Genomic DNA, 12,603 nt, shown 5'->3' with positions numbered 1-12,603 from the left:
GAATTCTAAGGAAAGCAATTGCTGATACAAACAGGTTTTTGGCTGGTAATAGGGGCATTTGTCGCCTATTTTGTATTGCACTCATTGGCGGCATCTTTAACGTTTAAACAATGGTTTGCAAAACGCTGGCCTGAGCTGATGCCCTATTATCGTTTAGCTTTTAATGCCCTAGCGATGCTCTTGTTACTGCCTTTGTTACTGGTGATGTTTGTTTATCCAGGTGAACCATTATGGCAATGGCAGGGAATCGCATGGTATCTCAGTCGTGCTTTGATTGTCTTGTCGATACTGGGATTTTTCTATTCACTCAAATTCTATGATTTGTCGGAATTCTGGGGCACGCGCCAGCTCAAAGAATGTAATACCAGTGTTCATGATCAGGAATGTTTCCAGATATCTCCCTTACATCGCTATGTGCGTCATCCCTGGTATTTTTTTGCTTTGGTGATCATCTGGAGCCGGGACTTTTCCACCGTACAATTATTGGTTAATGTTTTGGTGACAGCCTATTTTATTATAGGCTCATGGCTGGAAGAGAAAAAGTTATGTACTTATCATGGCGAGGTCTACCAACGTTATCAACAACAGGTGGCTGGTCTCGTACCATTGCCCTGGAAAATATTAAGTGCCGAGCAAGCTAGAGATTTAATAGAAAATAAAAATTGAATGGGGGGTTATGCAGACCGTAGGGTGGGCACGCTTTTTGTGCCCACGCTGAAAGTGATCCGGTATTGAGCCAGCGTGGGCAGATAAAGCCATGCCCACCCTACGGTTTTGCGGGTGGACAGCAGTTAAAAATAAAGTGATAGGAAGATACAGGCGTGATGAAAGTTCTGGCAGGTGATATTGGTGGCACTAAAACCAACTTAGGTATTTTTGAAGTGTCCGCCACGAATTCTCCGATCCATTCAGTCTTTGAATTAAGCTATGTGAGTTGTGATTACGCCTCGCTAGAGGATATTGTGACACATTTTCTGGCACAATATCCCGAAACTGAAAATATTCATAACACCTGTTTTGGTGTTGCCGGTCCAGTGATCAAGCAGTGTTGTGAAGTGACCAATTTGCCCTGGATTGTCTCGGCAAAGCAATTGCAGGCAACATTTTCCTGGTCAGCAGTGCATTTATTAAATGATTTGGAAGCCAATGCCTGGGGAATTGCCTCCTTAAAGGCCAATGATTTTGTCACGCTCAACGCAGGGCAGACAGATGCGAGTGGAAATTGCGCCATTATAGCCGCCGGTACGGGCTTGGGTGAAGCGGGAATGTTCTGGAACGGTGAACACCATCTGCCTTTTGCCACTGAAGGTGGCCATACTGATTTTAGTCCGAGCAATGATTTAGAATTTCGTCTACAAGGCTATCTCAGCAAGAAATATCAAGGCCATGTCAGTTGGGAACGCATTGTTTCCGGCATGGGACTGGTAAATTTATATGAATTTTTGTGTGCAGAAGCAAATGCTAGTCCACCTGAGTGGCTCGTTGAGGCAATGCAAGTAGATGCTGCTGCGGCTATCTCAAATGCCGCCATGAGCAATAAAGATAAACTCTGCCAACAGGCATTGACTTGGCTGGTGACGCTTTATGGCGTTGAAGCAGGCAATCAGGCACTCAAAATCATGGCTCAGGGTGGTGTTTATCTGGGCGGTGGTATTGCTCCAAAAATTATAAGCGCCTTACAATCAGGGCGCTTTATGCAAGCTTTTTGTAACAAAGGTCGCATGAGTCACCTCATGAAAGCGATGCCTGTTAAAGTGATTATGAATGACAAAACTGCACTCTATGGCCCAGCGATGTTCGCTTATCAAAACGCTCATGAAACCTTATAAACTGATATCAACTCTCAAAAACTCTAATAAACTATGACTCATAAAACCCATTGGCAAGTATTCGACAATCACGAAACCGTTGCGCAAACAGCTACGGATAAAATTATCCACAGCGCACAAAAAGCAATCGCTCAACGTGATGTATTTAAGCTAGTCCTCGCCGGAGGCACATCACCCAAACAAGTATATCAATTGCTTGCAGAGCATGATTTAGACTGGTCAAAATGGCAATTATTTATTGGTGATGAACGTTGTCTGCCCGACAATGATCCAGAACGTAATAGTCTAATGATCGAACAAAACTGGCTGGAAAATACACCTGATTTTCCTCGAGAAAATTACCACCCAATCAAAGCAGAACTTGGCGCTAAAGACGGTGCAAGTGATTATGCTGAAACCATTAAAGACTTTTTACCCTTTGATATGGTCTTATTAGGCATGGGTGAAGATGGTCATACGGCTAGCTTATTCCCCGGTCATCAGCACGACAAAAATGCACTCACCCATGCCGTTTATAACTCCCCAAAACCGCCCTCAGAACGTGTCAGCCTGAGCCTGAAAACCATTGCATTGAGTGAGCAAGTGCTTATCCTCGTGACGGGCAGTGGTAAAAAAGAGGCAGTGAGGCAGTGGTTGGAAATAGAAAGGTTGGAAAAAGAAGGCTTGGAAAATAACGAAACTTCCCTGCCAATAGCCCAAATTCTAGCCAAACAATCACTTGAAGTGCTTGTTAGCCAGGATGCAATGCCCGAATAAATCCACATTGAATATTGCACATTAATAAACACCTCCCTATAATCATGATGAACGTTGAACCTAAACCTTAAGATAAGGCGTGTATTTCTAAGTTATGGATATTTCCCAAATAATTGATCCTTTGAACAAAGCCCAACGCGCGGCAGTTTGTTCGGAAGCACAAAACACCCTGGTTTTGGCAGGGGCAGGCAGTGGCAAAACGCGTGTATTAGTGCATCGCATTGCCTGGTTAGTGCAGGTTGAAAATGTCTCACCCTATAGTATTATGGCGGTGACCTTTACTAACAAGGCCGCGGGTGAAATGCGTTTTCGTATCGAAAACCTGCTAAAAACACCTGTTAGAAATATGTGGGTAGGGACATTTCATGGTCTGGCGCATCGGCTCTTACGCTCCCATTGGCAAGATGCTAACTTATTAGAAAACTTTCAGATCATTGATAGTGATGATCAACTGCGTCTGATCAAACGTATCATGAAAGAGATGGGTATTGATGATAAAAAACACCCACCTCGTGAAACGCAATGGTTTGTCAATGAGTGCAAGGACGATGGTCGCAGAGCAGCTCAAGTCAATCAACGTGAACTGCATAATCGTGAATTCATGCTGGATGTCTATCAACAATATGAAGCGCTATGTCAGCGCACCGGCATGGTGGACTTTGCCGAACTGTTACTCCGCGCCCATGAGCTTTGGTTGTATAAACCCCATGTCTTGAAACATTATCAACAACGTTTCAGCCACCTCTTAGTCGATGAGTTTCAAGACACCAATACCATTCAATATGCCTGGTTAAAAGTGCTCAGTGGTAATAACCTTCCGGAAACCCAAATGACCACCATGGTAGTGGGTGATGATGATCAATCCATCTATGGCTGGCGTGGTGCCAAAATAGAACACATCCGTGAGTTCAGTGAAGACTTTAAATCCGGTAGCACCGAAACCGTGCGTCTGGAACAAAATTACCGCTCGACGGGCAATATCCTCGATGCAGCGAATGCTGTGATTGCGAACAATAGTGATCGTATGGGCAAGCAGCTTTGGACCGAAGACAGTGAAGGTGAATTATTACAAATTTATCGTGCCTTCAATGAAATTGACGAAGCGGCTTATGTTTGTGGACAAATTGAAAAATGGATAGAAAATGGCGGCAAACGCAGTGATATCGCGATTTTGTACCGCTCCAATGCGCAGTCCCAGCCCCATGAATATGAACTGGTCAAACGCGGTGTACCCTATCGAGTGTATGGTGGTTTGCGCTTCTATGATCGCGCCGAAATTAAAGATGCCCTAGCCTATATGCGCCTGATCGCCAATCGTGAGGATGATGCAGCATTCGAACGTATCATCAACACCCCGACCCGGGGCATTGGCCAGCGCACCGTAGATAATATTCGTCAGGTTGCCAAAGAAAAGCAACAAAATCTCTGGCAAACGGCTGTGGAACTCGCTGCTAACCAAGGCCTCACTGCCCGTGCTGCAACTTCAGTACAGAAATTCATCGACTTGATAGAAGAACTTCAAATCGATGCCGGTGAGGCCACTCAGGATAGTCTGAACCTGACTGAGCAAGTGACTCATATTGTTGAAGCGTCCATGCTCAAAGAACATCATGGCAAAGAAAACTCCGAACGCTCTCAGGCGCGGGTAGAAAACTTAGATGAATTGGTCAACGCGGCCAAACGCTTTGATGAACAAGGTGATCCCCTATTGGATGCCATGTTGGAAGCAAGAGATGAAGTGCAGGAAGAGGATGATACGAACAATTTAAGCCCTATGGCTGAATTTTTAGCCCATGCAGCACTGGAAGCGGGTGAAGGTCAGGCTGATGAATGGCAGGACTGTGTGCAACTCATGTCATTGCATAGTGCCAAGGGCTTAGAATTTGAGCTGGTGTTCCTTAGTGGCTTGGAGCAGGGCTTGTTCCCGCATAAAAATGCCCTGCAAGATTATGTCGGTGGCAGGCTTGAAGAAGAACGACGCCTTTGTTATGTTGGTATCACCCGTGCACGCCAGCAATTACACCTGAGTCATGCGGAAAGCCGTACCATTTATGGGCGCAGTGAATTGGCTCGTCCCTCACAGTTTTTAACAGAAATTCCAGCTTCCCTTGTTTCTCAAGTGAGAGCAGTGGTGGAAAATCGTCAAGGTGCTTATGGTGCTGGCAGGTTTAATCATAATGCCAGTAAATTTTCCAGTGACGAAGAAGATGGCGTTTATATTGGCCAAAGCGTGAGCCATAAAAAGTTTGGTGAAGGGATGGTGGTAGACGTTGAAGGCTCAGGAGCTCGTGCCAGAGTTCAAGTGAGTTTCGATACCCATGGTACTCGTTGGTTGATGTTAAATGTGGCCAAACTTGATTTGTGATAAGTAGTACGGGTATAACGATTGAAAAAAAACAGGACAAACAAGGACAAATAATGAAAAGACGTGACTTTATAAAAGGCGTGGGTGCAGGTTCTGTTGCCACTGCAGGCATGGTGGGCGGTATTCAGACAGCCACAGCGGCTAAAACCATCAAGTGGAAAATGGTCACCTCATGGCCAAAAAACTTCCCCGGCCTTGGCACAGGGGCAAACTTTCTTGCTAAAACCATCAATGAAATGAGTGGTGGCCGGATGAAGGTAAAAGTTTATGGTGCCAATGAAATTGTCCCGGCATTAGAAGTGTTTGATGCCGTTTCCCGTGGCACAGCAGAAATGGGACATAGTGGCGCTTATTATTGGAAAGGCAAACATCCTGCTACGCAATTTTTTACCTCCGTTCCCTTTGGTTTAACCGCACAGGAAATGAATGGCTGGCTCTATCATGGCGGCGGCATGGCGTTATGGGAAGAACTCTATGATAAATTCAATCTCATCCCTAACGCTGCAGGTAATACCGGCGTGCAAATGGGTGGTTGGTTTAATAAAGAGATCAATAGCCTTAGTGATCTAAAAGGCTTAAAAATGCGCATTCCCGGACTGGGTGGTGAAGTGCTGAAGCAAGCCGGAGGCACACCCGTAACCTTGCCCGGCGGTGAAATTTATACCTCCATGCAATCAGGTGCGATTGATGCTACAGAATGGGTAGGTCCGTATAATGATATGGCCTTTGGTTTGTATAAAGTAGCCAAATTTTACTATCACCCCGGTTGGCATGAGCCCGGTTCAACCATGGAAGCGATGATCAATAAGGATGCTTTTAATAAGCTACCTAAAGATTTGCAAGTGATTGTTCGTGCCGCTTGTCGTGTGGCCAATCAGGATATGCTGGCAGATTATACGGCAAAAAACAATCAGGCCTTACAGACACTTATTACTAAGCATAAAGTGGAAATGCGCCAATATCCGGATGATGTGGTGAAGAAATTACATGCGCTATCAAATGACGTAGTAGCAAAAGTCGGTGAGCATGATGCGCTATCAAAGAAAATATATACTTCATTTTCTGAATTTAAAAATAATGTCGCACAATGGAGTCGTGTCAGTGAACAGGCTTACATGAAGGCCAGAGCCTTAGTATAAGGACTTAAATGTAGGGTGGGCAGATAAAACCATGCCCACCCTAGCTCATATAGTCTGAGTCACCCGTTTTTTTATCATGTTGCTCCAAAATTTCTTGTTGTAAATCATTCAGCTTATCAATCACCTTATCACGCAGTGTAATTAATTGTGGTATTTGTTCAATGGCCTTATTTTGCTTGCCATTATGGCACAACTGCAATAAATGCTTGGCAAGTTCATGCGCTTCTTTATGTGGCTTTCCCAGGGTTTGAAAGCAATTCAGATGCTGATACTTTTCTTTGCCTATATCGTAATACCATTTACCCAAGCGACAGTGATGATGACCGACTAAATCAAATAATTCATCCTCTTTCTCATGATAAGCATAAATTGACTTAATTACCTCATTGATACCTGTAAAGTGATCACTATGAGCAATTAAGAGTGGAAAGTCTGAAATATCCCAACTGGTTTCAGACCATAATAACCAATTAGGATCGGGGCTCCAGTTTTTTGACCAGTCCAGTACCTTGTCATGAGTCATGGGCCTGGATATACCATACCCCTGAGCCATATCACAGCCAAGGCGTAATAACATGACCCCATGCTCACGTGTTTCCACACCTTCGGCAATCACCTGACGCTTAAAAATGCCTGCCAGACTGATAATGCCTTCAACAATGGCCAGATCGCCTTCATCGGTGAGCATATCCAGTACAAAGGACTTATCAATTTTAAGTTGGTTAGCCGGTAGTTGCTTTAAGTAGGACAGTGATGCATAACCAGAGCCAAAATCATCTAATGCAATACTAATATCGCGTTGATGACACGCTTTAATAATTTCACTGACTCGTCCAGTATCTTGCAGAGCAGCGGATTCAAGCACTTCAAGCTCAATCAGACTCGCTGAAATGTCAGGGTATAGAGCGAGTAAATCATCCAATTTTTGAATAAAATTAGTTTGTTCAAATTGTCGAGGGGCTATATTGATCGCCAGACGAAAATCAAATCCAGATTTTAACCATAAGCTTAGTTGATTGAGGGATTGGGTAAATACCCAGTCACCGATACGCACAATCAAATCACTTTCTTCGCAGAGAGGAATGAAATTGACGGGTAAAATGACACCTTCTTCGGGATGTTGCCAACGAATCAGTGCTTCAAAGCCATAAATATGACCGGTACGCATATTAACCTTGGGCTGATAGACAAGAAAAAATTCATCATTATCTAACGCTTGCTCAAGTCGTTGGCGTTGGCTTTCTTTTTGTGTAGAAACCTGATTGGATTCGACATCAAAGAAATGATATTGATTACGACCTTTCTGTTTGGCAATATACATGGACTGATCAGCATGACGTAAAAGAGTGTCTGCATCAGAGTTATCATCGGGAAAAATGCTAACGCCAATGCTGGCACTGAGAATAACATTGGCACTACCGACAGGAATAGGCTGGGAAATTGTTGACATCACACGCTCAAGCGCCTTAGTGATTTCACTGGGCTCATTGAATGAAAGCAAGGTGATGACAAATTCATCACCACCGAGTCGTGCCACCATATCCTCATTGCGGATCACGGTTAATAAACGCTGGGAAATAATTTGTAGCACTTTATCACCCTGAGCATGGCCATATTCATCATTTACCGGTTTAAAATCATCAAGATCTATAAAAAATAACGTCAGTAAGGTTTGATTTTCTCTGGCTTTTTCAAGTGAAGATTCAAGCTTATCTTTAAGCAAAGTGCGATTAGGCAGTTTGGTGAGCGCATCATGAGTTGCCTGCCACGATAAGGCCTTGGTCAGCTTGTGTGTTTCACTGGTATCATGAAAAACAATAATCGTGCCTATCGTGGTATTGTCGGAGTCATGAATAGGGGCAATAGTATAGATGATGGGCAATCTGCTACCACCACGACGCTGCAAGAATATATTCTGCTTACCTTTAATGAGCCGCTCTTCTTTAATGGCCTGAGCATTCGGATCAGGCAATAGATAATTATTCTCATTAAATATCTTAAAAACGATATTAATAGGGGTGTTGCATTTTTCTTTGAGATAATAATTGGTCAATTCCTTAGCCGATGGGTTCATATAATCGATTAAGCCATTGCGATCAGTGGTGATCACTGCATCACCTATAGAAGAAAAGGTGGTCTGAATTTTTGTAATTTCGGATTTAATGCGAATATTAGAGGCTTCAATGCGTTTTGAAGTATTCAGCACTTTTAAAAGTACGTAACTTAAATAAACAAATATTAATAAAATCAGCATTAAAAATAGAGTCTTTCGAGTGTCCAAATGTGATTCTGCCATCAGGCTTACTTTTTCTGCCTGAGTCTCAAGGGTTTTAATCAGCGTGATAATTTTGTGTTTGCGGAGTTGTTCTGCAGCCTGAGCATCGAAAGATGCATCTTCTTCAAAGGGGTTGTCCTCATTTAAACTAAGGCGTAAAAGCTCATCAATTTGAGAGCTAGTCTGTTCTGTAAGGAAATTTTTATCCTCATCATAAAAGATGAAAACTGATGTAATACTGAGTAATACAAAAGTAATAATGGCTAAATGCCACTTATAATTATTCACTAGAGAAAACCATAGTTTAAAAGCCGGATATGAAGTAAAAGCAGGTGACTTGAGAGTAAGCCATCACTGTATCCAATGAAAATTGAGCTATGTTATATTGGTGTGTTATAAATTATAGCATTGAAATGAAAAAAATCAGGACTTATATCAATGAAAAGGAGAATGAAAGATTATTTCAAGAGAGAAAAAACAAGCATTTTAAATAAAAACGCAGTATAATTTCCGTTCCAATCCAACCGTGGCTACTCACAGCCATGCCAACCTATTGCCCAGGTGGTGAAATTGGTAGACACGCTAGCTTCAGGTGCTAGTGCTCTTCGGGGCGTGGAGGTTCAAGTCCTCTCCTGGGCACCATATACAGTTATTCTGGTCTCATAGACACTTTTTCTCTTGCCAATGATTATTGTGCATATTGCACCCCATGCTGTAAAATGTCTTAGTATTTAATAATATGTACTTAAGCTGAGTTCTGGATAATAATTAACGGTATTGTTCTGTTCTACAATATATCACTTGCAGATAAATGTAGGGTGGACACGCTTTTTGTGCCCACGCTGAAAGTGTGAATACAAGATAGGTCACAATGGCAAAAAACCAACAACAAAAACAGAAAAAATTGCAACTGAAAGCCGCTAAAAGAAAAAAGCGGGAATTAGAGATAAAGAAAAAAGAGTTTTTAAAAAAACAGCAAAATCAATTGGATGAACGGATCGCTTTTGCAATACATTTAATTCAAGAAAAAAATTACCATGAAGCTGAAAAACTATTAAATCAAATCTTATCGACACACCCTGATGTTGGGTATGTTTATTATGCCTATGGGCTGCTTTATGTCACATCGGGTCATCCTAAGCAGGGCATTATTGCTTTAGAAAAATCCATTGTGCATGATCCTAAGTTTGCCCCATCTTATTTAAATTTAGCTATAGCTTATTTTAAAGGTGCTCTATTACATAAAATGGTAGAAACTATTGATAAAATGCATGAGCTGACCTGTTATGATACGGAGTGTTACACGCAGGCTGAAAAGTTAATTAATGATGCCAGAGTGATGTTAAAAAAAGGAGAAAATACCAGCCTAGAGCAATACTGCCAAAACCTGCATGATTTTGATGAGGCATTTAATCTCATGTCTGCAAAATCATATCCTGAAGCCATTGATTTATTTTCCAGCTTAATTAAAAAAGAACCAGGCCATGTTGCCTGTCATGGTAATATTGGAATTTGTTACTCTCAAATGGGACAAAAAGCCTTGGCTATCCAGTATTTTGATAAAGCACTAGCACTTGACCCTAATTATGAATTAGCTCTGGTTAATAAAATCATCACTGAAGAACTTAAAGAGGGTGAAAAGCTAAATTCTGAAATGAAGCGGGTCGAATACTATAAAGATTTCCCAATAAAGAATAAGTCTCTTCTAGAAGAAATGTCGATGAAAACACTAAAGGGAGAATAAAAAATCTCTGGTTTTTTATAGACAACAGATATTGTGATACTGGTCGCGATCATGTGGGTGTTGGGTATACAGGACGGGGTATGAAGGTTTTTCCAACATCAGAAAGCGAAAAGCCCCGATGAAACTCACCGAGGCTATAGCGCCGGCCGGGCACACCCCCCCAATCCTCTAAAAAATTCGCTTTTTATTAACTGAAATTGAAATGCCTTTGGAACATTAATCAGGGATTTCCCCAGCTTGTCATTCTTGTCAAGAAAAGATAAGAATGATTCAACATAGTGACAGCGGTCTTGTGAATTTGTAAAGAGTTGGCCATTTGAAATTGTTTCGGCCAGATCACCTCAATGATTCCCAGATCAAGTCATGATCTGGGATTTGAATGACTTTCCTTTAACTTTCAATCTGATCTTTCATACGATAGCTTTTTCCTTCAATAACCACTGTCTGAGCATGATGCAGTAATCTATCCAGCAATGCTGAGGTCAATGTGCTGTCATTGTTAAAGATCTCTGGCCAGTCCTTAAAGGCACGATTGGTGGTGATCACCGTTGAGCCCACTTCATAACGACCAGAGATGATTTGAAACAGCATATCGGCTCCATTCTTATCAATGGGTAAGTAGCCCAGTTCGTCTAAAATGAGGATTTCAGGTTTAATGTATTTGCGCATTTCCAGTTTCAAACGACCCGATTTCTGTGCCACAATGAGTGAATTAATGGCATCCACCGTATTTGTAAACAAGACCCGTTTTCCATTGAGACAGGCATGATGACCTAAGGCGGTGGCCAGATGCGTTTTTCCTAAGCCAACGCCACCCAGTAAAATAATATTAGTGTGTTTTAATATTTGTTTCTAAATTGTTCAGCCATTTTGCCAAGGTTAAACATAATGGTGCGGTTTAGCGCTTGATTGTGTGCATCTGGAGATAGTAATGCCATGAGTAAATAACAGTTTTCATTATAAAAGCCTCGACAATAAACTAAATGAGTGTCACTTGTTCTGTTAAACTGAAGCACACGAAAATGCCATGGTTCATCAGGCTCTTTCAGGTGAATATGTGAGATTTTTTCCTGACGCACAATGGGTAACGTGTTGGGATGATTATAAAGTACGTCACGCCCAAAGTTACACTAGGTGGATTTCCAGATTCTTTGTATTCCTTAAAATCATCTTTCAGAGCCGTTAAATCAAGTTCCAGCTCGGAAAAGAGTGATTCTAGCGACTTATGGTGTAAGACTCTGATTTTCACTCAATAAAGTCCCCTAATTCCTCTTCTTTTGCGGTTGCCAGAAACTCAGAAGAACCTTTAGTAGCCGCTTTTAGCTGAGTGATAGATGGTTGGAATTTGGCTGTAAATGTTTCCTGCGGCTGCAATTGCTTGATGAGATCAACCATAGACTCGAACAATTCCTTTCCTACCATATAACCAGCAGTTTGATTTTTATTCATTACAGCAATGGGGTGATCTGTAAAATAATCTGCTGGATGCTTACGCATTTCTGAGACTGAAACAAACTCTTCAGCTAATATTCTATGAGTAGTCATATATACCTCCGTCATTTAATGTACATTCTACAGTACAAATAAATGTACGTCCAACAAAGTAGTGTATTAGCAGTGCTGAAGCATGAAATACTCAAAGCGGTAAATTTCTAGTCAAATTATTTTTTTAAACACTTTTTCCTCAATTTATTAAAGAACAAGCACTAAACTTCCAGCCTATTAGCCTAAACATCTACGTAAATCATGTCTTTATTTTCTCCCGCGTGTGAGAATACCTACAACCTCCGTGTATTTTATTTGTGCATTAAAACCAGTTAAAGTTAAATGAGTCGAAGTCGAAATGGCTGGGCAATCAGGGCTTTAATATCACCTTCAGCAAACCAGGGCGCTGATAAAGTGGCACGAACCAATTGCAACAGGCCTTGCTTTCCCAACAGTTTCACCATTTTTACTAAAGCCACCGTAAACAAAGCCAGGACATTAAACAGATGAGCTAAGCGCATGAGTAAATGATATCCCTTCAAGGCATTCAAATTCAGGCTGAAGCAATGCTCATAATGATAGCCCTGATGTTTTTCGACTAAAAAATTAGCCTCAATTCCCCAACGGTATCGAGCACCCAGGTTACAGCGTTCATGAACATTATGCATTTTAAGCTCACGACTGGAAAGCCAGGCATGGCGTGAATGCTTTTGCTCAATTTCTCCGAATGAATTCACTTCTTGCCAATACTCATCACAAACCACTAAATGGACGGTCATTTTCTTTTTTGCCTTTACTATTACTTTCGTTATTTCCAGTGTTATGCTTTAGTGATGAATCATCCTTATCGGTTTGGGATGAAGGAATACTGGAATTATTATTGTTTTTTCTGGTTTGTTTCTCCAGAAAGATGGACAGCATGAGCTCCATGATCATAAACATGCTATTCATTAAAAATTTAATTTCTGAGGTGAGCTTTCCTTTTGAGCACAGCAGTTCAAAATCAGCTT

Annotated in this window: 11 protein-coding genes, 1 tRNA gene and 1 pseudogene; 7 read left to right on the top strand and 6 right to left on the bottom strand. The window is 41.7% G+C overall.

From position 1 onward, the window contains the following. Window positions 1–18: 18 nt before the first annotated feature. From JEU79_RS02890 to JEU79_RS02870, 5 genes are all read left to right on the top strand, one after another. Window positions 19–666, top strand: coding sequence for a methyltransferase family protein (locus JEU79_RS02890; RefSeq protein WP_246539954.1), 648 nt, complete (start codon window positions 19–21; stop codon window positions 664–666). 158 nt (window positions 667–824) lie between these two features. Further along, a complete protein-coding gene (locus JEU79_RS02885; protein ID WP_198262882.1) occupies window positions 825–1,829 on the top strand; it encodes a glucokinase in 1,005 nt (334 codons plus the stop codon). A 33-nt stretch (window positions 1,830–1,862) separates the two neighbouring features. Continuing rightward, window positions 1,863–2,585 carry a 6-phosphogluconolactonase gene (gene pgl, locus JEU79_RS02880; protein WP_198262881.1) on the top strand — a complete coding sequence of 241 codons (723 nt, stop codon included), beginning with the start codon at window positions 1,863–1,865 and terminating at the stop codon, window positions 2,583–2,585. Between the two features lie 94 nt (window positions 2,586–2,679). Continuing rightward, entirely contained in the window at window positions 2,680–4,950 is a 2,271-nt protein-coding gene (uvrD, locus tag JEU79_RS02875) for a DNA helicase II (RefSeq protein ID WP_198262880.1), read from the top strand. Between the two features lie 53 nt (window positions 4,951–5,003). After that, window positions 5,004–6,089 (top strand): TRAP transporter substrate-binding protein, encoded by a 1,086-nt coding sequence (locus tag JEU79_RS02870; RefSeq protein WP_198262879.1) that lies wholly within the window; start codon window positions 5,004–5,006, stop codon window positions 6,087–6,089. Window positions 6,090–6,129: 40 nt separating this feature from the next. Here JEU79_RS02870 and JEU79_RS02865 read toward each other — a convergent pair whose 3' ends face one another. Further along, window positions 6,130–8,652: an EAL domain-containing protein gene (locus tag JEU79_RS02865; protein WP_198262878.1), complete on the bottom strand. Its 2,523-nt coding sequence runs from the start codon at window positions 8,650–8,652 to the stop codon at window positions 6,130–6,132. A gap of 267 nt (window positions 8,653–8,919) precedes the next feature. Here JEU79_RS02865 and JEU79_RS02860 point away from each other — a divergent pair. Both JEU79_RS02860 and JEU79_RS02855 read left to right on the top strand, forming a co-directional pair. Next, a tRNA-Leu gene (locus JEU79_RS02860) sits at window positions 8,920–9,006 on the top strand. Window positions 9,007–9,235: 229 nt separating this feature from the next. Beyond that, window positions 9,236–10,108: a tetratricopeptide repeat protein gene (locus tag JEU79_RS02855; protein WP_198262877.1), complete on the top strand. Its 873-nt coding sequence runs from the start codon at window positions 9,236–9,238 to the stop codon at window positions 10,106–10,108. A 390-nt stretch (window positions 10,109–10,498) separates the two neighbouring features. Here the strand turns inward: JEU79_RS02855 and JEU79_RS02850 are convergent. The 5 genes and pseudogenes from JEU79_RS02850 to JEU79_RS02830 form a co-directional block, all read right to left on the bottom strand. Continuing rightward, window positions 10,499–10,939 (bottom strand): annotated as a pseudogene (locus JEU79_RS02850) (ATP-binding protein); the annotation flags it as partial. Window positions 10,940–10,947: 8 nt separating this feature from the next. Then, the gene (locus JEU79_RS25940; RefSeq protein ID WP_246539952.1) at window positions 10,948–11,187 is read right to left on the bottom strand and encodes a type II toxin-antitoxin system YafO family toxin; all 240 of its coding nucleotides are present in this window, start codon (window positions 11,185–11,187) and stop codon (window positions 10,948–10,950) included. A gap of 166 nt (window positions 11,188–11,353) precedes the next feature. Continuing rightward, window positions 11,354–11,653: a type I toxin-antitoxin system antitoxin YafN gene (yafN, locus tag JEU79_RS02840; RefSeq protein WP_198262876.1), complete on the bottom strand. Its 300-nt coding sequence runs from the start codon at window positions 11,651–11,653 to the stop codon at window positions 11,354–11,356. Between the two features lie 278 nt (window positions 11,654–11,931). Continuing rightward, complete coding sequence (locus tag JEU79_RS02835; protein ID WP_198262875.1) at window positions 11,932–12,372, bottom strand: hypothetical protein; 441 nt, start codon at window positions 12,370–12,372, stop codon at window positions 11,932–11,934. Then, the gene (locus JEU79_RS02830; RefSeq protein WP_198262874.1) at window positions 12,347–12,544 is read right to left on the bottom strand and encodes a hypothetical protein; all 198 of its coding nucleotides are present in this window, start codon (window positions 12,542–12,544) and stop codon (window positions 12,347–12,349) included. Before JEU79_RS02830 ends, JEU79_RS02835 begins: the two co-directional genes overlap by 26 nt. Window positions 12,545–12,603 lie beyond the last annotated feature (59 nt).

The sequence above is a fragment of the sulfur-oxidizing endosymbiont of Gigantopelta aegis genome, from assembly GCF_016097415.1.
In the GTDB taxonomy this organism is placed as follows: domain Bacteria; phylum Pseudomonadota; class Gammaproteobacteria; order GRL18; family GRL18; genus GRL18.
Note: the sequence above shows the minus strand (reverse complement) of the source record. Positions and strands in the feature narration are given on the sequence as shown.